18 protein-coding genes are annotated in these 26837 nt (G+C 42.5%); all 18 read left to right on the forward strand.

Annotated elements, in window-relative coordinates; genetic code table 11:
- Nucleotides 1–7: 7 nt before the first annotated feature.
- The 18 genes from OQ289_RS01145 to OQ289_RS01230 all read left to right on the forward strand — a co-directional run bounded on the left by OQ289_RS01145 (nt 8) and on the right by OQ289_RS01230 (nt 26799).
- The gene (locus OQ289_RS01145; protein WP_270089037.1) at nt 8–874 is read left to right on the forward strand and encodes a 3-hydroxyacyl-CoA dehydrogenase family protein; all 867 of its coding nucleotides are present in this window, start codon (nt 8–10) and stop codon (nt 872–874) included.
- A complete protein-coding gene (locus OQ289_RS01150; protein WP_270089038.1) occupies nt 840–1931 on the forward strand; it encodes a dipeptidase in 1092 nt (363 codons plus the stop codon). The genes OQ289_RS01145 and OQ289_RS01150 overlap by 35 nt, the downstream gene beginning before the upstream one ends.
- A 3-nt stretch (nt 1932–1934) precedes the next feature.
- The gene (locus tag OQ289_RS01155; RefSeq protein WP_270089039.1) at nt 1935–3299 is read left to right on the forward strand and encodes a hypothetical protein; all 1365 of its coding nucleotides are present in this window, start codon (nt 1935–1937) and stop codon (nt 3297–3299) included.
- Nucleotides 3289–4398 carry an alanine racemase gene (locus OQ289_RS01160; protein WP_270089040.1) on the forward strand — a complete coding sequence of 370 codons (1110 nt, stop codon included), beginning with the start codon at nt 3289–3291 and terminating at the stop codon, nt 4396–4398. Before OQ289_RS01155 ends, OQ289_RS01160 begins: the two co-directional genes overlap by 11 nt.
- Nucleotides 4399–4521: 123 nt before the next feature.
- Nucleotides 4522–7782 carry a SusC/RagA family TonB-linked outer membrane protein gene (locus OQ289_RS01165; protein ID WP_270089041.1) on the forward strand — a complete coding sequence of 1087 codons (3261 nt, stop codon included), beginning with the start codon at nt 4522–4524 and terminating at the stop codon, nt 7780–7782.
- Nucleotides 7783–7808: 26 nt separating this feature from the next.
- Nucleotides 7809–9266: a RagB/SusD family nutrient uptake outer membrane protein gene (locus OQ289_RS01170; protein WP_270089042.1), complete on the forward strand. Its 1458-nt coding sequence runs from the start codon at nt 7809–7811 to the stop codon at nt 9264–9266.
- 29 nt (nt 9267–9295) lie between these two features.
- Nucleotides 9296–10483 carry a sialidase family protein gene (locus OQ289_RS01175; RefSeq protein ID WP_270089043.1) on the forward strand — a complete coding sequence of 396 codons (1188 nt, stop codon included), beginning with the start codon at nt 9296–9298 and terminating at the stop codon, nt 10481–10483.
- Between the two features lie 269 nt (nt 10484–10752).
- Nucleotides 10753–13878 (forward strand): SusC/RagA family TonB-linked outer membrane protein, encoded by a 3126-nt coding sequence (locus tag OQ289_RS01180; protein WP_270089044.1) that lies wholly within the window; start codon nt 10753–10755, stop codon nt 13876–13878.
- A gap of 10 nt (nt 13879–13888) precedes the next feature.
- Nucleotides 13889–15790 (forward strand): RagB/SusD family nutrient uptake outer membrane protein, encoded by a 1902-nt coding sequence (locus OQ289_RS01185; protein WP_270089045.1) that lies wholly within the window; start codon nt 13889–13891, stop codon nt 15788–15790.
- Nucleotides 15791–15905: 115 nt separating this feature from the next.
- The gene (locus OQ289_RS01190) at nt 15906–17096 is read left to right on the forward strand and encodes a DUF5000 domain-containing lipoprotein (protein WP_270089046.1); all 1191 of its coding nucleotides are present in this window, start codon (nt 15906–15908) and stop codon (nt 17094–17096) included.
- Nucleotides 17097–17103: 7 nt separating this feature from the next.
- The gene (locus OQ289_RS01195) at nt 17104–18495 is read left to right on the forward strand and encodes a DUF4998 domain-containing protein (RefSeq protein ID WP_270089047.1); all 1392 of its coding nucleotides are present in this window, start codon (nt 17104–17106) and stop codon (nt 18493–18495) included.
- A 19-nt stretch (nt 18496–18514) separates the two neighbouring features.
- Nucleotides 18515–20188 (forward strand): IPT/TIG domain-containing protein, encoded by a 1674-nt coding sequence (locus OQ289_RS01200; protein WP_270089048.1) that lies wholly within the window; start codon nt 18515–18517, stop codon nt 20186–20188.
- 25 nt (nt 20189–20213) lie between these two features.
- Entirely contained in the window at nt 20214–21812 is a 1599-nt protein-coding gene (locus OQ289_RS01205) for a sialidase family protein (RefSeq protein ID WP_270089049.1), read from the forward strand.
- Between the two features lie 70 nt (nt 21813–21882).
- Nucleotides 21883–22560, forward strand: a complete 678-nt coding sequence (locus tag OQ289_RS01210) for a GDSL-type esterase/lipase family protein (RefSeq protein ID WP_270089050.1) — start codon at nt 21883–21885, stop codon at nt 22558–22560.
- Nucleotide 22561: 1 nt separating this feature from the next.
- Nucleotides 22562–23569, forward strand: coding sequence for a glycoside hydrolase family 43 protein (locus OQ289_RS01215; RefSeq protein WP_270089051.1), 1008 nt, complete (start codon nt 22562–22564; stop codon nt 23567–23569).
- Nucleotides 23570–23636: 67 nt separating this feature from the next.
- Entirely contained in the window at nt 23637–24503 is an 867-nt protein-coding gene (locus OQ289_RS01220; protein WP_270089052.1) for a hypothetical protein, read from the forward strand.
- Nucleotides 24504–24757: 254 nt separating this feature from the next.
- On the forward strand, nt 24758–25996 hold the full coding sequence (locus OQ289_RS01225; protein ID WP_270089053.1) for an MFS transporter: 1239 nt from the start codon (nt 24758–24760) through the stop codon (nt 25994–25996).
- Nucleotides 25993–26799 carry an HpcH/HpaI aldolase family protein gene (locus tag OQ289_RS01230; protein ID WP_270089054.1) on the forward strand — a complete coding sequence of 269 codons (807 nt, stop codon included), beginning with the start codon at nt 25993–25995 and terminating at the stop codon, nt 26797–26799. The genes OQ289_RS01225 and OQ289_RS01230 overlap by 4 nt, the downstream gene beginning before the upstream one ends.
- Nucleotides 26800–26837 lie beyond the last annotated feature (38 nt).

A 26837-nucleotide genomic window follows, 5' to 3' on the forward strand; every position in this document is an offset into this window, starting at 1 on the left:
CTATTGTATGAACAAGAATATAGCTATTAACAATACCGTATTGATTGTCGGTGATACTCCTATCGCAGCTAGTCTATTCGCGTATCTAAAGAAAAATAATCATACTGCTGAACTCCTTGTTGATTTGCACATATCGCCTATCCAGTTGACGTTCGATATCATTATTGTACTCTTGGAGGATGACTTAGATAAGAAAGTAAAGTGGTTGGAAGCCGTCACCCAATACAGTTGTGAGACAACACTTTGGACGGTCAATATCGATGGAATAAACCTTTATGAGCTGCAGCGTCATATCGATTTACCCATCCTGGGTTTGAATTTTTCTTTTCCAGTAGAGGCTTCTCCATTTATGGAAATTGTGGTCACCGAGAAGAATCCGCCCATAGCAATCGATACCCTTAAGAAAATCGGGATGGACTATTGGCATAAAGATCCTTACGTCGTCTCTAACGGCATTAGTGCTCGTGCGTATATGATGGCTGCAATGACCAGAGAGGCCTTTTTCTTGGTGGACAACGGTTACGCCAGTATTGAGAGCGTCGATCGGGCTTGCCGGAATGATGCAGGCTATTACCTGCCTTTTACTGGTAATTTTCTATACATGGATTTAATGGGCACTATGGCATATGCCCTAGTCATGAAAGAGCTTAATCCTGAGTTGGCCGTTTATCCCGAGTTGCCCACCTGGTTTGAGGAATTGGTAAAAGAAGGAAAAGGGGGAATGCAGCAAAATGAAGGCTTTTATACCTATTCTGAGGGTGACTACGAAAAGTGGAGTACCCTTGTGCAGGAATTTACCATTGATATCAAAGTGCTAATTGAGAAATATAATCAGACTTATGAAGAAGTTGGAAAAGAACAGATTTATCGTTGATGCGCACCTTGATCTAGCGATGAATGCCATAGAGTGGAATCGGGATTTGAGCGAGACTATTGATAACATCCGAAATCGCGAGATGCACATGGGGGATAGGCCCGATAGGGGTAATGGCACCGTATGCCTGCCTGAGCTTCGAAAGGGGAATATTGGTCTGGTTGTTGCCACACAGTTATCTCGCGTCTCTCCATTAGGAAGTCCACTAAAAGGGTGGCACTCACCTCAGCAGGCCTGGGCCATGACCCAGGCCCAACGTATTTGGTATCAGGAGATGGAAAAGATTGGAGAGATGAAGCAAATTACAAATCTTCAGGAGCTTGAAAATCATCTTGTCTATTGGAACAATATTGAATCTGATGACAAGAAAGCTGTTGGGTATATCCTTAGTCTGGAGGGCGCAGATTCTTTCGTCAATGTCGATTACCTTCATGAAGCCTATGATTACGGCTTGAGAGCTGTTGGATTGTCTCATTTTGGACCAGGTAGATATGCACCAGGTACTAAGATGACTGGGCCATTAGCGCCAGAGGCCCGTATTTTACTAAAAGAAATGGGTAAGCTAGGAATGATATTGGACGTCACGCATTTGACTGATGAGGGATTTGAGGAGGCAATGGATAGTTATGAGGGGCCTGTATGGGCCAGTCATCACAATGTACGTCAACTTGTTCCCAACCAACGACAGTTGACTGATCGGCAACTAGGTAAGCTTATCGCTCGAGGGGCAGTCATTGGCGGTATGCTCGATTGTTGGGCAATGGACATCCGTTTTATCGATGCCGTTTCCGATCCCTGGCAGTTGGACATCAAGCTAGAAAAGTTGGTAGACCACTGGGACCATATCTGTCAATTGGCCGGGAATTCAAATTTTATTGGAATAGGCTCTGATTTAGATGGTATATTTGGAACGGAGCAATCGCCTTGGGACCTAAATACAATAGCTGATCTTCAAAAATTTGAATGGATTCTCCAGCAAAGAGGATATAAAGAAGATGATATTGATAATATCTTCCATGCGAATTGGTTAAATTTTTTACGAAGAAATTGGAAATAGACTATGAATTTATATGCAAATACTTCTCAAATTGAAATCACTCCCGAGTTAGGGACAGTAATCAATGGTGAATTCACCTGTCGATATGCCAATAAAATTGCAGACCCCCTCTATGCTAAAGCATTTTTGTTTAAACAAGGTCAGGTGATACTGCTCATTATGGTCGTGGACGTCTGCTTGATGAAGCGTGAATATCTAGATCCGATTAAGAAAAAAATTGCGGCTGTAACCAGTATTCCCGTGGAGCAGCAGATGATTTCCAGTACGCATACACACTCGGCTGGCTCGGTTGCAGATTTGCTTTTGGCACACGTGGATATCGCTTACAGAGATTACCTCGAAAAACAATTGATTGCTTTAGCATCACAAGTGATGACGCATGTCGTTCCTGCAAAGATAGCCTTTGGTAAGGTGACTAAGCCTCAACACCTCACTTGTCGCAGATATAAAATGAATACAGCTTATACATCTATCAATCCTGTAAATGGGGCCATTGATGAGGTCAAGACAAACCCCTTCGGCCTTGAGGACTTTATCCTATCGCGAACTACAGTCCCTGATCCAGATGTCTGCTACATTGCTTTGCAAACACTTGAAGGTGAATGGTTGGGTATATTGGCCAACTATGGTCTCCATTACGTAGGGGATTGTGAAAGAGGGACAATCTCTGCAGATTACTTTGGTGTCTTCGCCAAGCAATTGGTTAGTAAGCTCCACCCTACCAATGATATGGTCGTTGCGATGTCAAACGGTACCAGTGGCGAAATCAATATTTGGGATTTTATCGATGGTAATCGTTATCCCGCTGGTTATCATGAAAAAAGCAAGCTGATAGGCGAAGATATTGCTGAGTCCATTCGTGAGAGCGTGCTTGGTCTGGAATGGGATGAGCACCCACAGTTGATGTCCCATTACGAAGATGTTGCCGTTTCCCTACGAAGGATTCCAAATGATATACTAGAGCAATCAAGAAAGATAGTCTGCTCGACCGACTATGAATCCCTTAGCTATACAGATACAGATTTAATGGAGAAGGTATACGCTCGAGAACAACTATTATTACAGCACTATCCAGAGGTAAGCTTATTTCCGTTGCAATGTTTCAAGATTGGATATACTATTATAGGAGCGTTGGGTGGAGAGTTCTTTAGTGAGACGGGGCTGAAACTTAAACAGCTTTATCCACAATATTTTACTATTTGTCTAGCGAATGATTATGTGGGGTATGTCCCTCCGGAGGCAGAGCTCGCCAAGGGCGGGTACGAAACATGGCGTTGCCGATCAAGCTATTTGGACCAAAGTGCCGAGCAGGTTATTCGCCTTCGGCTCAGTCAGATAATAGAAGATTTCAGTCCTCATGAAGAATAAATTATTTGATCGATATCGCCTTATCGATTCAGAATCGGTAACAACACCTAATATTCTGGCTTATCCCGACTCGATGGAGACCAATATCTGTCGTGCACTGCAGCAGGTCTCCAACCCTACCTGTCTACGTCCCCATATTAAAACTGTTAAATGCGCTCCCATTGTACAGCTGTATCTAAATGCGGGCGTGACTAAATTCAAATGTGCCACTCTAAAAGAAGCCGAATTACTTGCTGCTGTGGGGGTTCCAGACCTACTGATTGCCTATCCGTTACTAGGTCCCAATGTTGCTGGCTTTATGGATTTGATCCTACGTTTTCCCGAGACAAGGTTCCAAGTCACGGTAGATAGTCTTCAAGGGATGACGGTACTCAATCACGCTGCCGCCAAGAAAAATCTCTCGATCCCTGTTTTCATAGACATTAATCTAGGGATGAATCGTACAGGGATCAACATTGAAGACCTCGAAGACTTTGGTTTAGATGTAAGTGCTTTCGCAAACATTACCTTGGTCGGTATTCACGGTTATGATGGTCATATACGCGAGAGAGATTTGGGACAGCGAGAGCGGATTGTGCAACATACATTTGGCAAGGTTTTAAAAAACATCAAACACTTGGAGGAACGGACGGGGATCAAGTTAACAATGGTATTTGGAGGCTCCAATACTTTTCCAATATACGCCCGATATCCCTTTGTTGAATGCAGCCCGGGCACCTTTATCCTTTGGGATTACGGTTATCACATGACATTGCCTGAACAGCATTTTGATTTTGGGGCCCTGATTATCGCCCGTATCATCTCTAGACCTGCGCCGAATATCATTTGTATTGATTTGGGATATAAAGCCATCGCTTCCGAAAATGAATTGGTCTACAGATTGCATGTACTTGACTACCCCGATTGGAAGCCCATTTCTCAAAGTGAAGAACACCTATTGTTTGAAATTCCTGAACAAGACAGTGCCCATATTTTCGTAGGGCAGCTACTCTATATCGTTCCATATCATATCTGTCCAACGGTAGCGATGTATCCTGCCTTTCAAGTTGTGAAAGCAGGGGTTCTCTCCGGCCAGTGGAGCATCCAACCTCGTTATTGATATTCATTAACCTTGAAATATTGTATCGCTTTTGCACATAAAAGTAGTAGATGTGACCCTGCATTTATGATAAATTTGATTCTATAAAAAGGTAAATTTTTCCACTAAAAAATTATAGCCATTATGATAAATATTATTTTGAAAAAATACCTCTCACCTTGGTGTAGTGGCATGGCCGGTCCTTGTTCAAACGTGAAGAACAAAAGGATGCTAGCGATAGTTGTTCAATTCATACTTTTCATGTCCATGACCTATGCACAGCAGCAAGTGACGGGCACCGTGCGGGATAATGATAATAATCCAATAACCGGTGTTACGGTTTCTATAAAGGGAAAGAATGTGATGGTGTCTACAGATCAAGATGGAACTTTTACCATCAATGTGCCCGACCCAATGAATGACATATTGCTTTTTAAAAGTATGGGCATCACTCCTTTAGAAGTAGCCGTCGCCAACCAAAGAGAATTGCGTGTACAGTTAGAAGCCAACGAGCAACACTTAGATGAAGTATTGGTCATTGGATATGGTTCTCAATCCAGAGAGTCACTTACCACTGCTGTCTCGAAGTTGGATAGTAAAGTGTTGGAAAATGTATCCTATGCCAATGCCGCATCCGCGCTCCAAGGGACCGTTTCGGGGGTTAGGGTGCAAAGCACTTCAGGGCAGCCAGGTGCCGCACCTCGCGTTATCGTGCGTGGAGGGACATCCATCAACAACCCCAACGGTGCGTCTCCTTTATACATTATTGACGGAATAATTCGGACCAATATGAATGATATTAACTCGGATGATATAGCGTCGATGCAGGTTCTTAAGGACGCGGCGGCCACGGCTATCTATGGAGCGCGAGGATCCAATGGTGTTGTTATTATTACCACGAAGAACGGGAGTGCAAATAAAATGACGATTGATTATTCGTATAACTTATCTTCATCTAAAGTAAATAAACTGTATGATATGGCCTCAGCTCGTGATTATATTTATTATGGTCGGATTGGGGCGTTAGTCGCCGATCGCAAGGTGCCGGGATCCAGCAATCTGCTAAGTCAGCCCTCCGGTTTCGGTGTGGGTAATGATTTGACAAATAATACGGGATTCACGACACAATATTTAAGCGATTTAAATAGGCACAAACTAAACGAGGGATGGCAATCCATGCCAGACCCCATTGATCCCTCAAAGACAATCATATATCAAGAAACTGATTGGCAGGATGTTCTTTTTCAACCTAGTATCTCTCATGATCACCACCTAGCTATATCTGGTGGGAGTGAGAAAGCTACCGTTAATGCGAGTGTCGGCTATATGAAGAATAATGGTATTGCTATCACCACCTTTTATGATCGTCTCTCCGCTAATCTGAATACAGGTTTAAAGGTGGACGACAAGTTGAATGTGAACGGAAAGATGATGTATACCTATTCCACCAATAATAGTGTCTATAGCGATACGGAGTTGTTCTTCAGGGCTGCGGGTCTTGCGCCCACAGCTAAGTATCAATTTGAGGATGGCCAATTAGCTCCAGGAGCTGGTCGAAATACTGGGAACCCAGCTTATTATCTAAACAAAAGAGATAATAAAAATGCCAATGAGAACCTTACGTTGGCACTATCGGCAGATTGGACGCCCTTACCCGGATTGACCATTTCTCCTCAAGCTTCGCTTTACAAAATATCTGGAGATAGCTATGCTTTCATTCATTCCTATATTAACGGAGTTGGTAACTTCAATACTACACGTCCTGCATCCTCGGCCTACAACAAGACTTTACAGACCCAAGCCGATCTTATTGCCAATTATACCAAAAGCATCGCTGATCACAATTTTCAGTTAATGGGTGGTTTTTCCTATTTTAAAAGATATGTGTTTGGATTAAGTGCGTCGGGTCAAGGTGCTGCCACAGATCTCATTCCCACGCTGAATGCATCTTCTACACCGGTGGCGGTAGGCGGCAATGAGAGCAATTTTGCTATGGTCGGGTATTTCTCTAGGGCGAACTATGATTATGCCCAAAAATATCTTTTGTCAATCACTGCCCGATATGACGGAGCATCTAATTTGGGACAAAACTACAAATGGGGTTTTTTCCCTGGCGTGTCTCTAGGTTGGAATATGCATAAGGAGGACTTTTTTACAGCAGTCAAACCTATCGTCTCACAGTTTAAATTGAGAGCCAGTTACGGCGTCAATGGTAATATCAGCGGGCTGTCTGATTTTCATGCGCAGGGGGCTTATGCCGTAGGTAATCGATATCTAGGCGAGTCTGCTGTTGAGAATACAGTCTTGGCCAACCCCAATTTGAAATGGGAACAATCCAAAACCTTTGATATTGGCGTTGATCTGGGTTTCCTAGACAATAGGTTTAGCATCCTATTTGACTTTTATAACCGCACGACCAATGATTTGATTACCAATTTAACTTTGCCTCCCTCGACCGGATTCTCTAGCATCTCTACAAATTTAGGTAGTCTCCAGAATAAAGGCATTGAATTGGAACTGAATACCGAGCTGACTTCTCGGAGCTCACCAGTACGATGGGATTTGGGCTTCAACCTGTCAACCGTCAAATCTAAAATTATAAAATTACCTGAAAACGGAGTAAAGCATAACAGAGTGGGTGGAGTATATGTTTGGGATGCGAGTATGAATGGTTATAATTGGTTAGGTGGTCTACAAGAAGGTGGTCGTATAGGTGATTACTATGCTTGGCAACAAGTTGGTATTTATGCTACTGATGAAGAAGCCAAGAAAGCCCCTACGGATTTGACTATGCCTTTTGCAGATAAGACCAAATATGGGGGAGATGTTAATTATCAAGATTTGGATCGTAATGACACCTTGGATACACGTGACCTCATGTATCAGGGTAATCCATACCCAACCTTAACAGGCGGCATGTCGACTTCTGTATCCTATAAAGGACTGTCGCTATATGTCCGGATGGATTACACCAAAGGGCACACCATTTATAACTATGCTAAGATATTTTTAAGTGGTATGTGGGCTCCACATTTAAATATCCCACAGGAGATGATTGACAAAGGTTGGAAAGAACCGGGAGATATTGCGGAACGCCCCCAATATATTCCAGGTACGGCCAATTATAGTTATTGGAGGGGGAGTGCTTATCACCTGACATCCACTAATTCCGAATTCTATGAAAAAGGCGACTTTTTGACCCTTAGAGAGATTACGGTAAGTTATAAATTCCCGACGAGCTGGGCCAACAAAGTTAAACTTCAAAATCTAAGGATGAATGTCACGGGTAGTAATTTATTCTACTTTACAAATTATACAGGTATGAATCCCGAAGACGGAGGGACCGATCAGGGCAGATATCCTATTCCCCGAAATTTTTCATTGGGTATAAAGGCGTCATTTTAATCAGCTCACCGTAATTTATAGATATCATGAAAAATATTATTATTAAAATATGTGTTTTACTTGGACTTTCTTACAATGTCAGTTCTTGTAATAAGTCATTGGAGCTGGATCCTACTAGTGTCATTACCAATGCTTCATTTTGGAAAAGCGAAGATGATGCAAAAGGTGGTCTTACGGCACTGTATGTCAAACAAAGAGCTTTGGCCAATCTTAATCTTTTTGTTTGGGGTGAAGCTCGTAGTGAGGTTATGGAATGGAGCAAAGTAAGCGGTACACTGGATTATGATAGGTATTATCTGAATACGTTGAATAGAACCTCTGCGGGGCCTAGTTGGCAATCTGTGTATTCAGCAATCAACGATGCCAACCTCATTCTGAAATATGTGCCCAATATCAGTTTTAGTAATGAACAGGATAAAAAGAACATTCTTGCCCAGGCTTATGTCTCACGTGCATTTTTATATTTTGTGTTGCTTAGGACATGGGGAGATGTTCCGATCCGTACGGAGCCTGTAGAAGGTGCATCGCCTGAGGTCATACAAAGGAAAAGAGCGCCGCAGACAGAAGTTGTTGCATTGATTAAGAAAGATATAGAAGATGCCTCTAGTCTATTCGCTAACAATTCATTCTTGAAAAGTAGGAATTATTGGTCTCGGGCTGGGGCCCAAGCGTTAAAGGCCGATGTATATCTTTGGTCCGGCAAACGGTTGAATGGCGGACAAGCCGATTTGGCGGAGGCCATCAAAGCGTGTGAAGAAGTCGAAAAAGCAGACATCAGTCTTTTACCTAATTTTGCGGATTTGTATAAATATACCAACAAGAATAATAAAGAAGTAATTATGGCCATTGGTAATCGGGAGCTTGAAATAGGGAATAATTATTTCTTCAATATGTATTCTGCCAAGTCTCCTACCGATGTAGACCCGCAGACAGGTGAAATAATTGGACAAACTGCGGGAGGCATGGTTTGGACGGTCACTGAATTGGTGAAGAATCAATTTAAGACCCAAGACAAGCGCAGAGATGCTTCATTTATGGAGATACCGTCCACCACTTTCTATCCAACATTGATTCTTAAAGGGCGGGGTACATTGATTTCGGGGGTGCGGTATTATACCAGTGATTTTGTCATCTATCGTTTGGCAGATGTATTGTTGATGAAAGCGGAAGCCAAAAATGCACTTAACCAAGATCCCTCCGCAGAAATGAATTTGATTCGTCAGCGAGCCTTTGGACAGGATTACGAAGTTAACAAGTTTGTATCCACCACCAAAGAGCAGAACGACGCACTAATCTTACAGGAGCGATTGTTGGAATTAGTTTTTGAAGGTAAGCGTTGGTGGGATTTGGTACGTTTTAACAAGGCGTTTGACAAGGTGCCTACACTGTTGGGCAAGGAGAGTCAAAAACATTTGGAGTATTTTCCGTTATCAGAACAAGTACTTAGTTTAGAGCCTTTGGTTGAGCAAACCGAAGGGTATTAATTTTAAATGTCAAATTAAATAAGATAAAAATGAAGTTTAATAAAATCAGTATGGCAGTACTTATGTTTGTATTCTGCATTGTCAATACATTACCTGCCCAGCAAACCAAGCCCGTCAATACCTCGGGTTTGAAAAAGATAAAAGACTTGGTTATCTATTCAGATACTCTTTTTTATGCAGCTTTTCCTTCAGTAGTGAAGGCCAAGAATGGCAAGTACATTCTGGCATTCCGCCGCGCTCCCGAACGTCGAATATTTGGAGAAAAACATACCATGCATGTCGATCCCAATAGTTACTTAGTACAGCTCCAATCAGACAATGGCTGGGACTGGTCCAGTAATCCCCAATTGATATACGCTCATCCTTTTGGTGGCTCCCAAGATCCTTGTCTGCTGACTTTACGGGATGGTACCATCATTTGTGCCAGTTATGGATGGTCCTTTTTGAGAGAAGACGGTCTAAAAAATTTGAGTAAGCAACATTTTCAATCTGGAGACGGAACATTTTTGGGAGGATACATAGTGAAATCTAAGGATAATGGGCAGACATGGCAAGGACCGATCTACCCTCCATCTATCCAGCAGGAGGTCAATCACGATATGTATAGCAATAAAGTGCCGGTATACAATCGAGGAGCCATGGTCGAAGGGAGGAGTGGCCGGATATATTGGGTCGTTGCTGCCACCGATAATGCTCAGACGAAGAAAACCTCAAATTACCTCATGACTTCAGATGATAAAGGGGCCACCTGGTCATACCAATCTGTCGTGGCGGAAGATCCTAAGGTATTCTTCAACGAGACCTCGATTTATGAGACGCCCAAAGGCGATTTGGTCGCATTTTTAAGGACTGCAATGTTTGACGACCAGGCGTGTATCGCGCGATCGACAGATGGTGGGAAAACTTTCAAGTGGCAAAGTATGGGCTTTAAGGGGCACCCGTTGCAGGCTTTACGACTTCCGGACGATCGGGTATTGGTTACTTACGGGTATCGACATCAACCCTTTGGTATACGGGCACGTATCTTGAATGCGGAGTGTACGGACTTTGATACTGCTCCAGAATTTGTTATCAGAGAAGACGGTGGTAGTGGTGATATTGGATATCCATGGGCAGTGATGTTGGATAAGAATAGAATTCTGGTCACCTATTATTATAATAAAAATAATGGGACTAGACATATAGCGGGTTCTATTTTGGAAATTGTTAAAAAGTAGTCAAAAGACGAGGACCTACCTACTTTTAATGGGGATATAAGTTCTCTCGAAATCGAAATTTAAAAAAATCTAGTTGTACATTTTGTGCAGCTGGATTTTTTTGTTTCAAGATGGCATATCCAAATCATTCTCTGAAATATTGTATCTAATTTCAAACGAAAAGTACTAGTCAATTTGCTGCAACAGACCTATTTTTGATAATCAACTTAACTGAATTATGTATAGTGGAGAGCACACTCTTGCCATCCATTAGTATTAAACCACAAATTATGAAACGAATTATTCAATCATTGTTATTAGCTGGACTTCGTTTTTTATTTCTTTCGATTTTTTATTTTCCGTGTGATGGCTTTGCACAAGATTTGCAGGTAAGCGGATCGGTAAGGGACAGCACGGGCATAGCAATCTCAGGAGCCACTATTACGCTTTTGGGTAGCTCGAAGGGAGTATTAACGGACGAAAAGGGAAACTATTCTATTGAAGTACCCGGAGGAGCTTCTTTATTATTCACGTTTATTGGAATGGAAACACTTAATATTCCTGTAAACAATCGACAGCAGATTGACGTTGTCTTGATGCCTCGAAAGGATGTATTGGACGAAGTAACTGTTGTCGCATTTGGGCAGCAGAAAAAAGAAAGTGTTGTGGGTGCTATTACTACGGTAAAGCCGAGTGATCTCAAGGTGCCATCAAGCAACCTCACATCGGCACTGGCTGGTCGTGTAGCAGGTTTGATTGCATTCCAACAAAGTGGGGAGCCAGGTGCAGATAATGCTGATTTTTTCATTAGAGGGGTGACTAGTTTTGGCTATTCCAATCGTCCATTGATATTGGTTGACGGCGTAGAAATGCCTGCCACAGAGTTAGCTAGGCTACAAGTTGACGACTTGGAGAGCTTTTCTATTATGAAAGATGCATCTGCCACAGCCCTGTATGGTGCCCGTGGGGCCAATGGCGTCATCCTAATTACGACGAAATCTGGGCGTGAGGGTAAGGCAAATATTTCTTTTCGCTATGAGTCCTCTCTTTCTCAAGCAACACGAGACGTGGACCTGGCCGATCCTGTCACCTATATGGAATTGGCCAATGAAGCCTCCTTGACTCGAGGGAATCTGCTTACTCCCTATTCTTGGGAAAAGATTGAACGAACGCGAGAAGGCAGAGATCCCATATTATATCCTGCAACTGACTGGAGGAACCTTCTGTTGAAAGATCAGGCGTTGAATAATCGAGTCAATCTAAATGTAAGCGGAGGAGGAAAGGTAGCCCGTTACTACGTGGCTGCAACTTATAACAAAGATAATGGGATGCTCAAAGTAGACCCAAGGAATAATTTTAATAATAATATTGATTTAAAAACCTATGGATTGCGCTCCAATGTCAATATCAACTTGACCAAGAGTACCGAAGCCATCGTCCGATTGAATTCAACTTGGACCGATTACAACGGTCCCTTAGGTAATGGTGCCGATTTTTATCGACAGATTATTAAGACTAATCCTGTTTTGTTTCCAGCATACTACGAGCCGGATGCGGCCAATCAAACGACCGAACACATCTTGTTTGGAAATTATGATTTGGGACAATATTTGAATCCATATGCCAACATGATGAAGGGATATCGAGATTATACCAACGCCATGTTCTTGGCTCAGTTTGAATTGAAACAAGACTTAGATTTCGTACTTCCTGGTTTAAAAGTGAGCGGAATGTTCAACACCACTCGCTACAATTTTTATCAAGTATCCCGTGCATACAGCCCTTTTTACTACACTGTATCCAATTATGACAAAAATACGGGCGAGTATACGTTATCCAACTTGAATCCCACCACCGCCTATGAGTATCTAAATTATAGTGAAGATGCCAAGCAAATTACGTCAGAGAACTATACACAAGGTATCGTGAGCTATAACACCGAATTGCAGGAAAAACATGCTATTAGCGGAATGCTGGTTTTTACGCTTCAGAACAAAATATCTGCAAATGCGGGTAGCCTTCAAAATTCATTGGCGAGACGTAATACTGGAGTTGCGGGAAGATTTACCTATGCCCTTCAGAGCCGATATTTTTTAGAAGCCAATTTTGGATATAATGGTTCAGAACGCTTTGCAAAGAAGAATCGATTCGGTTTTTTCCCCTCTATTGGTGGTGCGTGGTATATTTCCAAAGAGAAGTTTTGGGAGGGAGATATCAGAAATATCGTTCACAATTTAAAGCTGAGGGCGACTTATGGTTTAGTGGGTAATGATGCAATAGGTAGTATCGACGATCGCTTCTTTTATCTGTCGCAAGTCAATCCAAATAATGCTAATCGCGGCTATCTATTTGGTTCGGAGTTTGGAAACAAGATTAATGGAGTATCCGAATCGAGATATGAAAATCCTTTTATAACCTGGGAAACGTCCAAGAAACTGAATTTGAGCGTAGAAGCGGGTTTGTTCAATATTGCCAATTTGGTGGTTGACCTCTATCAGGAGCAACGATACAATATTTTAATGACCAGGGCGCATACTCCTAATACAATGGGCCTACTCACCTTGCCCCAAGCCAATGTGGGTGCTGCTACTAGCAAGGGAATAGATGCCTCTCTTGAGGTCAGTAAAAACCTGAACAACGGTTGGTATATTTCTGCACGTGGAAACTTCACATATGCCAAGAGCAAATATACCCAGTATGAAGAGCCAGACTATAGTAATATTCCGTGGCTTTCGCGTATAAATCGCCCTATTGGTCAACAATATGGCTTTATCGCCGAACGCCTGTTTGTAGATGACGAAGAGGCCTACAATTCACCTACGCAATTCGGGAAGGTAATGGGAGGAGATATAAAATTCAAGGATATCAATGGTGACGGTATAATTTCGGATTTGGACAAAGTTGCTATCGGCTTTCCTACTACTCCAGGAATGACTTATGGATTTGGATTTTCTGTGGCGTTCAAAGGCATGGATATTTCGACATTCCTACAGGGGTCGGCCAAATCATCTTTTTGGATCGATCCTGCAGCTACCGCACCGTTTATCTCCGGAGCAACTGGTGAAAACAATCAGTTGTTGACGGCTTATGCCAACGACCATTGGTCCGAGGATAATCGTAACCTCAAAGCACTATGGCCTCGACTGAACGAAATTGCCAGCGAAAACAATAATAAACTAAGCACTTGGTTTATGCGCAACGGAGCCTTCTTACGTATCAAGCAAGTTGAACTGGGCTATACAATAAAACAAGAAGTTAGCAAGCGAGTTGGCCTGGAAAAAGTTCGGTTGTATATCAATGGGTCCAATTTACATAATTTTTCAAAATTTAAGATTTGGGATTCCGAAATGGGCGGTAATGGTTTGGGATATCCCTTACAGCAAGTCTACAATTTTGGGTTACAATGTTCACTTTAAAATATTTACTATGAGAAACTATATCATATGGATTTGTTCATGTTTGCTGTTTGTCCCGATTATAGGCTGTCAAAATTATTTGGACGTTGTGCCTGACAATATTGCTACATTGGAGCATGCATACAAGGATAGGGTTAGTGCGCAACGTGCACTGGCTACTTGCTACAATCAATTACCACGTACAGGAACCCGATTTGAACCGGGGTTTACAATGGGCGACGATATCTGGATACATCAATTTTTAGATAGAGGAGATCAATGGCGCCAGTTTTATCGTGAGCTTGCTGTTAATGGTAACAATGTTAATAGACCAATATACAGTTATTGGCACAATATAGAAGGCGGAAATGGGTTGTGGTTGGCAATCCGTGATTGCAATACATTTATCGCCAATGCGCATAAAGCAAGGGATTTAGATAGTCAAGAACGTAATCAGTGGATTGCAGAAGCCAAGGTTTTAAAGGCATGGTACCATTTTTATCTCATGCGCATGTATGGGCCTATCCCCATTGCTAAAGAAAATCTTCCTGTTTCTGCAGATAAAGAGCAAGTAATGTTGTTTCGGGAGCCTATAGATGATGTCGTCAATTATATTGTTCAATTGCTGGACGAAGCCAAAGACGATTTGCCGCTCAATGTAAATAACGTCATTGCTGATGCTGGGCGTATTACTAGACCGATTGCGGCAGCTATAAAAGCTCGCGTATTGGTCACTGCCGCCAGCCCGCTATTTAACGGCAATATGGACTACAATACGATGATAGATAAGAGGGGAATCGCTTTGTTTAGCGGTGTCGAGAGTCCTCAAAAATGGGTGTTGGCAGCGGAGGCCGCCAAAGAAGCTATAGACATTTCACATCAGGCGGGGATAAAACTTTACCGACATCAAACGACTTTTAACATCAATGATTCTACATTAAGGGTCGTTCAGACGGGACAGATTGTAGCCGATAAATTCAATGAAGAGCGTATATGGAGCCTTTCGGACTTTAGTAGTCGTACGTTGGAATTGGCCACCTTGCCTAGGTTACACAGCGATCATCAAAATGTCGTCTACCAATGGTACGTTCCTACCCTCAAAATGGCAGAATTGTTTTACTCCAATCATGGCGTGCCAATAGAAGAGGATATCGACTACAATTATGTGGACCGTAGGCAGCTATCGCCCGTACCACAGGATCATAAGTACTATATGCAGCCGGGGTACATGACCATAGGTTTACATCTCAATAGGGAAGCTCGGTTTTACGGGAGTCTGGGTGTCGATGGTGGTTGGTGGTTTGGCTTGGGGCGTTACAATCAGAATGATCAGTACCCGACCAATTTTATGAAAGGTTCGATGACAGGTGGTATGATTGGAAATCAGAGATATACCACTACCGGCTATTACATTAAGAAATTGTCCAACTACTTATCGGCCTATACCGGCAAAGATGCTTATGTGGAGAAGCGCTTTGATTTTCCATTGTTTCGATTGGCAGATCTATATCTTCTTTACGCCGAAGCCTTGAATGAATCGTTAGCAACACCAACGGAAGACGTTTATAAGTATTTAGATATGATTAGGGAGCGTGCTGGATTAACTGGAATCAAGGATTCATGGAGTCAATATTCCAAATTTCCAGAAAAGCCTAATACAAAGTTAGGTATGCGTGAAATAATTCGTAGAGAACGAAATATAGAATTAGCGTTTGAAGGTCATCGCTTTTGGGATTTGAGACGATGGAAGCTCGCTGTTGAGTATTTCAATCAGCCTGTGCAAGGTTGGAATATCCAAGGAGACTCCCCTCAAGAGTTTTATCAGGTAGTCACCCATAGTCGAAGTCAATATACACAAAAGGATATCTTTTGGCCAATTATGCAAGATGAAATTCTGCGTAATAGAAACCTATTACAAAATCCAGGATGGTAATGTTTCATAGCAATAACAAAAATAATAGGATGAAACTATCGCGATTTTTCAAACCACAAAGTGAGTTGGATAGAGCTGATCGTTTCGTACCCCTAACTAAACAAATCATATTCCAATGAAAATTATGTTCAAACGAATTCAACTCTATAGCATCATCAGTTTTGTGCTATTGGGCTGTGGCGAAGATTATATAGGTCAGTATCCCTTGGACGAAGTCGCTCCGGGGAAGGTGACAAATGTATCTGTAGAGAATAAGGCCGGTGGTAGTGTTATCACATATTCCATTCCGTCGGATGCTGATTTCTCCTATGTTAAGGTAGTGTACACCATCAAAGGAGAAAAGAAAGAACAAAAAGCTTCGGCTTTTAAACAGAAGGTTGCTTTAGAAGGGTTTGGGAAATCCGAATCACAGCAAATCACATTGTTTGCATATGATAAGAGCGAAAATGCCTCTGACCCCGTATTTGTCGATATACAACCACTGGATGCTCCGGTATACAGTATGGTGGAGTCGGTTGTTGTCAAAGATGATTTTGGAGGAATAAGGTTGGATTGGCAAAATCAAGATAAATCCGCCATTGTTTTAACCGTTTTGACAACTACCGATCAGTTCGGCGTTGAAGAGTGGATTGAGGCCGATAGATTTTACTCGAGTAGTACTGTCGGTGGAGCAAATATACGAGGTTACAATGATGAAGAGCGTTTCTTTGGGCTGTATTTCAGAGACCGATGGGACAATTCATCAGATACTCTGTATGTAAAAGCGCACCCGCTCTATGAAGAGCAGTTGGATAAATCCAAGTTTAGACGTTGGAACCCCTCAGGTATTCCCTACAATGCCTATACTGATGCTGCTTGGCGTATCGAAAATTTATGGAACGGCCTCATTTCGGGGACCAACTACGGCTTTGCGAGTTTTACACATGACAATACATTCGACACCGGACAACTTGCCAGATTGAGTCGTATCAAGATTAATAATAGGTATGAGAATGATGCCCTCATCTATAATTTTGCCCATCCTAAGAAGTTTCAAATTTGGGGTTCCGCCCATCCCAATGTTAATGCCGATTTTTCAAACTGGATTTTACTAGGTGAGTTCGAATCCACCAAGCCCTCGGGCCTCCCTCTTGGGCAATACAGCGATGATGATAAAAATTATGCTTGGGCTAAAGGAGAAGAGTGGAATTTCCCTCTGGATATTCCTGCTGTTCGATATATCCGATGGTTTGTGCTGGATTCGTGGGGAGGGTCGGAATATACTCAAGTAGGCGAATTGACTCTGTGGGGTAAAGTTGAAAAATAATATACATATGAAAGCACTATTGAAATATCAAATTTGGATGTGGATCATGCTGAGCGTAGGGATTTGCTCCTGTGATCGGATGAATGATCTTCATGATGAGTATCTACAAAGAGGTGAAAAGACCTATTTGTCCAAAATAGATTCTATTGAAATACTCCCTGGTAACCAGCGAGCTAAGATACGTTTTACCAATATGGATCCCAAAGCAAAATCAATTGCTGTCTTTTGGCGTTCCCGGACAGACTCGCTTATCTTCTCTTTACCCGAACAACATGTGGGTAAGGAATTAGAAATCGACCTCTTGGATCTACCGGAAGACTACCTCACCTTTGAGGTAGTCAGCCGATCGGCTGACGGGATGAGTAAATCACTGATTAAAGAGCTGTCCACTAGAATCTATGGAGCCCAATATCAGACTAGTCTCAACAGCCGAGTAGTCAAATCAGCCACCTATAACAAATCAACTTTCCTGCTGAATGTCAATTGGGGAGGAGCATTGGACAACGCCGTAAATGTAGAAATAAGTTATCAAGGTATAGACGATAAAGAGAGAAGGGAGGTGCTGCCAATTGAAGACCTATCCATGTTGTATTTGAATCTGTTCAAAGATGGGCTCCAGTATCGTACAGCTTATGTTCCCGTCGAAAACTCGCTAGACACTTTTTATAGCAATCCAGTGGATTTAGCGTACTCCAATGAAAAAATTATCAGCGGACTAAACTTTAATGGGCTTAATCAATATCTGCGAATCACCAATCACAATGACTTCAATATATTAGAAGGGGAGTCGTTGTCTATTTCATTCTGGGCTAAGACCTCAGTCGGTACAGCTGTTCAGCGGCTTATTAACAAGCGATATTCAGCAGGAGATACAGACAATGGCCATACCGGTTACGGAATTGCCTTACTGGGTGGGGCCCCCAATTCATTTAAAGCATATCCCAATTGGAATTATAAAGCAGGTGCTTCAGGGGGTGGGGCTACTGATATCATCCCGACAGCTACCTATAAACCAGACGAATGGTTTCATGTGACGGTCGTTTTTGAGGTTGGTAATTTTACGTTGTATCTCAATGGTGTACAGATTGGAAAAAACAGTTTTAACATTGCCAAATCTACAGTTAGTTCGTCGGATGTTTACGTCGGGACCTGGTTGTCAGCACCGACTGCAGCTCTACAAGGATTTTTCAAAGGAGAGATGGCAGACCTCCGTTTTTGGAAAAAAGCGTTGACCGTGAATGATATTGCTATAGATATGAAGACCGACGTACAGGCCAATACATTGGGATTAGTGGCAGCCTATGATTTGTCAAAAGTACAGACCATAGGCAGCAACTTGGTGATTCCAGATATCAAAGGAAAGCATCCCGCTGTTGTATATGGACATATTAAACCCTAATATCTCAAGAAGTTAAATTATGAAAAAATTAATATTAACCGTTTGGATGACATTGTCCTTGATCAATGTCATATCCTGCACTAAAGTTGATGAATCTGATTCAAAAGGAATCAATAATAGCCTTTCTATCCATCGCATATTGCCCAATGTTGCTGCGGTGGCATCTTTTATTACCATTGAAGGGCAGGGATTTGGAACGGATAAAAATAGTGCAAAAGTTATGTTCGGAGACCAATCCTTAGAAATCCTAGAGTGGAGTACTAATGTGTTGAAGGTCCAAGTTCCTGTGATCGAACAGGGCAGTAAGATATTGGTGTCGGTCTTGGTCAATGGGGCAAAGTCCAATGAACAGTATTTTAGAGTCAGAAATTTGAATGAGGTGATAATCGAGCCGAAGGATACGATTGAGTGGATAGAACATAAGAGTCCCAATATCGCTGCAGTCGAGCATGGCTTGGTATCCTATGATGAGCAAGTGATTAAGTATATCCGTAGTGGAAGTCAACTGCTCGAAATAGATATGGGAAAGCCTGTTTTGGTCTCCGTCGCTGACAAGGAATATGATTGGGGATTCTATAATTTTCCAAATATCCAGCGTTCGTTAAGCGGACAGTTGGCCGTCAATTGGGCAATGAATCATGATGCCGCATCGAGTTATGGGATGCCATCCCAAGGCATTCGCGATGCAGTATCCAACGATGGGGGGCAGACTTGGACTATGTTAAGCAAAGGACCAACCTCAGGAGGCAACCTGTTGAGCAATGGTGATCGGATAGCAATAGGCACTCCTAAGGCTGTCCCGCTTGAGGAGCTCAACCTACCCAATCCAACAGCAGTTCTGCAAGAAGCATATGGTCGTACATTCCGTATTTATGAATACGACAAGCTGCCCGCACAGCTTCAAGGAACATACCAATCCCGAATGAAGAAAGGACAAACCAACTATGTTGGAGAGCGCGGTACGCTCGTACACTCAAAGCTCGCTAGATACGCTGATGGTAATCTCTTCCCTGTAGTGTGGTGGGGAGATATCCAAGAGACTACGGATGGCGTTTACACAGGTACTTATCCTGCATTTGAGGTGAACGCCGCAGGAAAAGTCGATCCTTCGGGAGTATTCTTCTATAAATCCACCGATTTTGGAAAGACATGGGTCAAGCAAGGCACTATTCCTTATCAACCAGACCTAGCTTTGGATCCCAATGGAGACAAACGCTATGCGCTCGGGTGGACTGAGCCCGCATTTGCGATACTCAAAAATGGAGCCTTTCTGTCTGTTTTGCGTACACAGGACGGATTTGGGAAAAGTCCCATGTATGTAACGACGTCATCCAATAAAGGAGCCGTGTGGTCTAAACCAAAGGTTTTTACAGGAGCAGGTGTATTGCCCAAATTACTGGAGTTGGATAATGGCGTTGTTGCATTGTCTTCAGGAAGACCAGGTGTGCAAATCCGTTTTATGTTGAACAATGATGCCCACGATTGGACACAGCCAATCGAATTGCTGCCATGGATTGAAAATGAGGCGCAACTCACCGATATCCAAAAAGGATCTTCTTGTGGCTATACCTCTATGGTGAAGGTGGATGATAATAGTTTCCTGATTGTGTATGCTGACTTCAAGTATAAGACCCCAGAGGGCTTGACCCGCAAAGCTATTAAAGTCCGTAAGGTTACAGTCAAAAAAATATAATGGAGAAAAGCCAAATTATATACAAATGAAAAATGCAATAATGAAGAATATGTTGGTGTCCATAGTGGTTTCAGCAGTTCTGCTTTCTTGTCAAGAGAGTTTATTTAATAATAATGTTGACCTCAAAACTATGGCAACCCTTTATGATGGGGCTCCTCGTATTAAGACGTTCAGTATTCAAACGCTCAATGATTCAACAACACGCCTAAGAATTGAAGTGGAGGGGTTGAATACCAATTTAGGGTCTTTTTATGTGCGACAGAATCCACCGGTCACCGGAGGTATTTTACCACACTTCTATTTAAATCCCAATGGCTATCGATATCTTTACGGCGACTCCCTGCCTACAAAAGATTTGAATCTTGAAGACAACGGTGTCCGTGACGAGGATAGCACGACCAATATTTTTAGTTATACGTTCGACCCTCGAACCTTTGTAGATACGGCTACCTATTATTTTCAGACAGGCTGGCACAATAGGCCGCAGACTGGACCCTATGTGCATGACTCTCGTTTTTTCTCGCTCGTGGGTGGCAAAGTGGATACCTTGGTCTCTGCCAATATCGACGATGTCCAACATCGAATTGTCTACAAAATCGATGGCATTTATGCTGCATTTCCGAGTTTATCGGTCTTCAATGACAGTCTTCTGGCGACCTCTTTTTCCACGCGGGTCAACCGTAGCCATATCGATCCTGAAGGAGGATCGAAGACGTTGGTTTCCTATGATAATGGTATTTCTTGGGTGGCCCCCACTACGACCATTTTTGATGATACTTGGAAGACTACTGGCACCAATTTAGTTGTGCCTGATGTACAGGGATGGATCTATGTTTCCGATACATTACGGGATTCCCTTATCGCTGAGAAACGAATTATCAACGATGTCAAGCCAGGTACCATTGCCTACATTGGGGGCACGGTCATCAAGCGCTCTAGTAACACGGGCACGAGTTGGACCAGTACCGCTCTACCTTTACCTACGGATTGTTCGGGGCTTTACAATCACCATACCAAAGCGAGTTATATTGTCACCTCCTCAGGGACGAGACTTCGCATGGTGTATGGTCGGAGAAAAGTCAATTTCAACAACAATGCAAAAGACGAAACCTATTTGATGCGTTCAACGGACAATGGAACTACTTGGGCTACATTTCCTATGCTCTCCACCGGTGTCTCCGGATTAGAGGTACAAGGGTTCAACGAGTCTTCGATTGTGCAGGCCGCCAATGGTAAAATTATAGCTTTAATGCGTTCCGTTCCAGAAGGGTACCTGTGGAAATCAGAGTCTAGTGATGACGGGCTTACTTGGTCAAACCCCGTCAAGACTACTATGTGGGGATTTCCTCCCCATGTGATTAAACTTCGAGATGGACGGTTGCTGAGTGCATATGGTTATAGACGCGCTCCAATGGGTGTGCGTGCCGCTACAAGTTCGGACAATGGAAGCACTTGGGACACCGTCAATGAGATGGTCATTCGAAATGATGGTCTTGGTAATATCGGAGATTTGGGGTATCCCCTGATTCGAGAGTTATCGGATGGATCTATATTCTGTATCTATTATTTAACGACAGATGGAAACAATACACATATTGCGACTACCCATTTTAGAATACCCTGATTTGTGTATATAGGCGAACGATTAATCATAATTGTTGACTAAATTCGTACACCGATACTTAACCTTTTTTATGCACATGAATCTCTTTGTAAAATCGATTTTTTTTATTCTCTTACCTGTTCATTTGTTTGCACAAGAGCCGGATAGTTTGCGCAGACCTGATATCTATTTGTCCCAGGTTGATATGCACAAAATCATGCCTATGGACAGCAGTAGTATTGTCTTCTTGGGTAATAGCATCACTTTTTGGGGCAATTGGTCTGAAAGATTCTTGCGAAATGGTCACGTAAAGAATAGAGGAATTCCCGGGGATAACACCTTTGGTGTTTTGGATAGATTGGAGGATATTCTCCCCCACAAGCCTAGGCTCATCTTTTTGATGATTGGGATCAATGATTTGGCACAGGGCTTTTCGGATCCCGTGATTCTATCCAATTTATCTAAAATTGTAAAGCAAGTACGTATGGAAAGTCCCGGTACCAAGTTAGTACTACAAAGTATATTACCTGTCAATCCTTCTTTTGGAAAACTTCCCAACCATGAAAAGTACGCCGAGCACATTCCACTGATAAATCTAGAGATAAGTTCGATTGCCAAAGACATGAATTGCGATTACTTTGACTTGTATCGATATTTTTCGGATGAGCGAGGTCACTTGAAAAAGCAGCTCACTTGGGATGGGGTACATTTAACAGAAGAAGGATATCAGATTTGGCAAGATATTCTAATCAAAAAGCACTATTTTTAAGATGATGAACTTTTATAACCTTTTACTCTTATTGGTATTTTCAACTTATCAATCGCACGCACTCTATGGACAATCTACCGATCTTACCCTTACACTGGAGGATATTCAAATCCGGGATCCCTATATTTTGACGGATTCCATTACTGGAAAATATTTGATGTACAAATCGAAAGACGTACTGTTGCCATCTGGTACGAAGGTCGGAGGAGTAGAGGTTTATGAAAGCAATGACCTGAAATATTGGCAAGGACCCAAGCAAGTCTTTCAAGTTCCCTCGGACTATTGGATACACGGTACGGTATGGGCTCCCGAAGTTCATGCTTACAAGGGAAATTATTATCTGTTCCTGACGCTGAATTCAGACCTCCAATGGAGAGAAAAGGAAGACGCTTGGCCAGCATATACTTATCGGTCCACTCAAATCTTCAAATCGTCTTCGCCCTTGGGGCCCTTTGAACCTATTATTGACCACTCCTTGTTGCCCAAGGAGTGGATGACCTTAGATGGTACGCTTGGGATAGAGCATGGAGTCCCCTATATGATCTATTGCCATGAGTGGGTACAGGTCATAGACGGTCGTATGGAACTCATTCGCTTATCCGATGACCTTTCTCATACTATCGGCAATCCGCAGACACTCTTCAACGCTTCAGAAGCCAAATGGTCTACTGGTAGTTTACAGAAAAATGGAAAACGCACATATGTGACGGATGGATGCTTTTTGTACACCACCAAAACGGGAAAACTCCTCATGCTCTGGTCTAGTTTTAAAAATGGAAGCTATGCTATTGGTATCGCACGGTCGGTTTCAGGAAGTATCAAAGGCCCGTGGATTCAGCAAGAGGAACCTTTATTTGAAAAAAATGCAGGACACGGCATGATATTTAAAGATTTGAAGGGTAATCTTCGTATGGTCTTTCATGGTCCTAATAGCCCATCAGGTAGTGAAAGAGCACTGCTTTTCTCGTTAGTAGATAGGGGAGACACCTTACAATTGAAGGAAGATTAGTATGCGAATAGATTTAAAAAAGTGGTTTTTAATACCCTGTATTTTTGGTTATCTAATTGGAGTCGACATGGAGTATGTACATGCAAAGAAGCAAAGCAACCCTTATCTTAAAACATTGAATTTAGTATTGGAACAACAAGAAAAGTGGGTCAAAGTACATGCCGCTGAGTTTTTACTTTGGAGCGGAGCGGATACCACCTTGGTTGCACAGACTTACCGATTGGAGGAAAAACAACATGCAGGTCTGAGCCCCTATCGTATCGGCATTTGGAGAGTGCTCTATCAAGCTTCGACCACTCCGTCGGATAAGAAAATGTATTTAGACAAGATTATGACCGCTTTCCGAGAAGGTCCCGATCATTTACATGCATTGGAAACTTTGGCAAAATTAAAAATCCCCATTACCAATTCAATAACCGCACATGGAGCCGAAGTGTTAAAAGACCAAGAGGTTACACCTATGTATCTTTATGGGTTATGGAATATGTATTACGATGAGGGTATTTCAAAGGATGTAATCGTGGACAAACTGCTGACCGTCTTAATAGATCCAACGTTATCGAGTAATCTGAGAATTGTAGCTTGTTATATCTTGCGCTACCTGCCGTTGACAACAGCCATCAAGGACACGTTGATCGTGTTACCTTATCAAGAATGGGGGGAGGACGTGCAATTACAGTTTCTATGTACCTTACTGACTTTAGGAGTCGATGAGCAGCAGGTACGCGATAAGGTGGTCAGAGATTTGTTGTTTTTTGATACAAAGCCTGACGCTTTGCCTACCATAATGTTGGGACTGAGCAACATCAAAGAGGATTGGATTTGGAACAAGATGGAGACATTTTACAAACAGCTCTCGGATATCCAATCGCCTCATTATAATCCCGATTTTTTGGCTACAGGCGCATATGCGATGTTGAAATTTATCAATTGAAGCCTTAGTCCCACCATCTAATAATATCCAGATGTACCGTGCATGTTTAGAAACTCATTCTTTTTATACTAGTAAATCTTAGATATGATTAGTCGTTCTGCTTTTAGTGGAGACACTAACAGATCAAAAAAATAGTTAGAGATGAAAAATATGCGCACAAAGCAGCATATTTTAATAGGTCTTGCTGAAACCTAAATCTTAAATTTGGGCAGATTGTAATACCATAACGATAAACCTATTATAGCAGTAGACAGATGAAGATGAATAAGAAATCGTATTATCCCTGGTTGTTGGTGGCAATGCTTTGTGTTGTAGGGTGTCTGAATTATTTGGATCGTATGATGATTACGACTATGCGTTCAAGTATCATCGAAGAGATTCCGATGTCTGACGCACAGTTTGGCTTATTGACGTCTGTTTTCTTATGGGTATATGGACTAGCTAGTCCTATAGCCGGATATTTGGCCGACAAGTTCAATAGGAGTAAGGTCATCATTGGCAGCCTCTTTATTTGGTCTCTGGTCACCTGGCTTACATCTTTGGCCCATAATTTTGAGGGTTTACTATTTGCGCGTGCCCTCATGGGCTTGAGCGAAGCATGCTATATACCCGCCGCCTTAGCGTTGATTGTCGACTATCATCCTGGAAATTCCAAGTCCACTGCCACAGGCTTGCATATTGGAGGCGTGTATGTTGGACAGAGTTTGGGATTCATAGGCGGTTGGATTGCGGAGACTCACGGTTGGCATTATGCTTTTCATATTTTTGGAGCTATTGGCGTTATTTATGCGCTGTTTTTGATGTTTTTTTTAAAAGACAAACCTACGTCCTTGAACCATGTCGATACGGACTATTCCCAAGCACAGGAGGATATCGGATTTCTACAGGCTTTCAAAAAGCTGTTTGGAAATAGGTCTTTTAATCTGGTCTTGATGATTTGGGGGCTAGCAGGAGCAGTCAGTTGGATGATAAACGGTTGGTTGCCTACCTATTATAAAGAAAAATTTAATTTGTCCCAGACAGAAGCAGGTGTATATTCTACTGTGTATTTCTTTACTGCCATGCTCCTCGGTGTAGTGTTGGGCGGTGCTATGGCTGATTGGTGGGCCAAATCCAATCGAAATGCCCGCATTCTATTACCAGCAATAGGATTTTTAATTGCTGTCCCAGGCGTATTTTTGGCCAGTTACACCGATTTTTTGATGATTACGGTCATTGGTTTTGTTATCTACGCCTTTACCCGTCCTTTTATTGATGCCAATATGATGCCCATTTTGGCCATGACTATTGATCAACGATATTTGGCCACAGGATATGGAATTTTGAATTTTTGTAGCTGCATCATCGGAGGCATAGGAATATATGTTGCAGGAGTCCTCCGTGATGCTGACGTCAATTTGAGTTCAGTGTTCCGGGTCGCAGCCCTTACGATGGTAATCTGTGCACTGTTGCTTTTTTATTTAACCCCTAAGCCTAAAAGAATCAAAATATGATGCGCAAAAGTAAAGTACTTGCAAAGCTGCGGAATGGTCTACACCCCAGCTGTTTTAAAGTGAATTTAAAAGACCCTCAAGTAGCCGAGTTGGCTGCACTTTGTGGTTTCGATTGCATATGGGTGGACCAAGAACACATCGGTCAAGATTGGTCGACTTTAGCAGGTCATGTATGGGCCACTAAGAGTCAAGACGTCGATTTGATGGTGCGTGTAGCAAGAGGGAGTTATAGTGACTACATAAGGGCGTTGGAGCTAGATGCAACGGGTATTTTGGTTCCACATATCATGAGTTTGCAAGATGCCAAAGATGTAGTCCACATGACCCGTTTTCACCCTATTGGAAGAAGGCCTATCGACGGAGGGAATGCCGATGGTGCTTACACAATGACTGACTTTGAGCATTATTTAGAGACTGCAAATAGAGAAAGGTTTGTGGTTTTGCAGATCGAAGATCCCGAGCCCTTGGTTGAATTGGATGCGATTGCCCAACTAGAGGGCTATGATATGTTGTTCTTTGGTCCCGGAGATTTCAGTCAGGGTATCGGTGCCCCGGGACAGTGGGACCATCCTCTGCTTCTAGAGACGAGAGCGCGTGTCGCTCAAGTAGCCAATGCACATGGCAAATTTGCTGCTACCGTAGGCGCTAAGGAAAATCTGGAAGAGCTTTTTGATATGGGCTATCATTTTGTGAGTGTGGGAGCAGATGTCATTGGAATCAAGAACTATTGCAAGGACATTTTAGAGGCATTTGGAGCTAAAGATCATCTAGGAGGTGCATCTTATTTGGAGCAACAAAAGTAGACGAAAAAGAGAATACATCCCGCTATTCCAAAACATCG

Source organism: Sphingobacterium sp. SYP-B4668, assembly GCF_027627455.1.
Lineage (GTDB): Bacteria > Bacteroidota > Bacteroidia > Sphingobacteriales > Sphingobacteriaceae > Sphingobacterium.

Excerpts from the sequence above, each read along its gene's own strand:
- OQ289_RS01145 (WP_270089037.1), top strand. The coding sequence starts at position 8 with ATGAACAAGAATATAGCTATTAACAATACCGTATTGATTGTCGGTGAT.
- OQ289_RS01150 (WP_270089038.1), top strand. The coding sequence starts at position 840 with ATGAAGAAGTTGGAAAAGAACAGATTTATCGTTGATGCGCACCTTGAT.
- OQ289_RS01155 (WP_270089039.1), top strand. The coding sequence starts at position 1,935 with ATGAATTTATATGCAAATACTTCTCAAATTGAAATCACTCCCGAGTTA.
- OQ289_RS01160 (WP_270089040.1), top strand. The coding sequence starts at position 3,289 with ATGAAGAATAAATTATTTGATCGATATCGCCTTATCGATTCAGAATCG.
- OQ289_RS01165 (WP_270089041.1), top strand. The coding sequence starts at position 4,522 with ATGATAAATATTATTTTGAAAAAATACCTCTCACCTTGGTGTAGTGGC.
- OQ289_RS01170 (WP_270089042.1), top strand. The coding sequence starts at position 7,809 with ATGAAAAATATTATTATTAAAATATGTGTTTTACTTGGACTTTCTTAC.
- OQ289_RS01175 (WP_270089043.1), top strand. The coding sequence starts at position 9,296 with ATGAAGTTTAATAAAATCAGTATGGCAGTACTTATGTTTGTATTCTGC.
- OQ289_RS01180 (WP_270089044.1), top strand. The coding sequence starts at position 10,753 with ATGAAACGAATTATTCAATCATTGTTATTAGCTGGACTTCGTTTTTTA.
- OQ289_RS01185 (WP_270089045.1), top strand. The coding sequence starts at position 13,889 with ATGAGAAACTATATCATATGGATTTGTTCATGTTTGCTGTTTGTCCCG.
- OQ289_RS01190 (WP_270089046.1), top strand. The coding sequence starts at position 15,906 with ATGAAAATTATGTTCAAACGAATTCAACTCTATAGCATCATCAGTTTT.
- OQ289_RS01195 (WP_270089047.1), top strand. The coding sequence starts at position 17,104 with ATGAAAGCACTATTGAAATATCAAATTTGGATGTGGATCATGCTGAGC.
- OQ289_RS01200 (WP_270089048.1), top strand. The coding sequence starts at position 18,515 with ATGAAAAAATTAATATTAACCGTTTGGATGACATTGTCCTTGATCAAT.
- OQ289_RS01205 (WP_270089049.1), top strand. The coding sequence starts at position 20,214 with ATGAAAAATGCAATAATGAAGAATATGTTGGTGTCCATAGTGGTTTCA.
- OQ289_RS01210 (WP_270089050.1), top strand. The coding sequence starts at position 21,883 with ATGCACATGAATCTCTTTGTAAAATCGATTTTTTTTATTCTCTTACCT.
- OQ289_RS01215 (WP_270089051.1), top strand. The coding sequence starts at position 22,562 with ATGATGAACTTTTATAACCTTTTACTCTTATTGGTATTTTCAACTTAT.
- OQ289_RS01220 (WP_270089052.1), top strand. The coding sequence starts at position 23,637 with ATGGAGTATGTACATGCAAAGAAGCAAAGCAACCCTTATCTTAAAACA.
- OQ289_RS01225 (WP_270089053.1), top strand. The coding sequence starts at position 24,758 with ATGAAGATGAATAAGAAATCGTATTATCCCTGGTTGTTGGTGGCAATG.
- OQ289_RS01230 (WP_270089054.1), top strand. The coding sequence starts at position 25,993 with ATGATGCGCAAAAGTAAAGTACTTGCAAAGCTGCGGAATGGTCTACAC.